The organism is Marisediminitalea alba, assembly GCF_002993365.1.
Taxonomy (GTDB): Bacteria; Pseudomonadota; Gammaproteobacteria; order Enterobacterales; family Alteromonadaceae; genus Alteromonas; species Alteromonas alba.
The window spans coordinates 365-801 of sequence record NZ_PVNP01000199.1 but is presented as its reverse complement, the minus strand read 5'-3'; the positions used below and the strand labels follow the sequence as shown (position 1 = coordinate 801).

The following is a 437-nucleotide window of genomic DNA, read 5'->3' as shown; positions in this document are numbered from 1 at the left end:
CTGAGGGATCCCCACGAATTTAATTTCATGTGCCTGCGGCCCAGGCAGCGTCAACTATGGAGCTGTACCATTTGAGTGCAGCTTTCCACTGTCGCATAGTGAATCTTATTCGGCAAGCAATAGCTCTCAGACCGAGATAGTGGAATGACAGCACGCTTCTGGTGTCGGTATTAGCTTGGAAGCGCCGATGTTTATTCGAAGAGACGACTACCATACCCAATAAGATAGCAACCAGTGACGCTAACGTAGTAAGTAATATCAGTATTGTTAGACGCTGCTTTTTCACGCTTTTATTTTGCTCATAGCCAAGCCCGAACTTGGTGCTTTTCATGTCCCTAAAGCCTTCTTCAATCTGCATGCGCTGGCGATAAATGGCAACGACCTGTTTCGATAAGCGTCGATGAGATGCTAGTGATGTGGCTAACAGCCACGGGTCT

General features: G+C 47.4%; 1 protein-coding gene. It reads right to left on the bottom strand.

Translation table 11 applies throughout. From position 1 onward, the window contains the following. Nucleotides 1-25 precede the first annotated feature (25 nt). On the bottom strand, nucleotides 26-437 hold a 412-nt coding region (locus C6Y40_RS25310), incomplete at its 5' end, for a transposase (protein WP_240622042.1).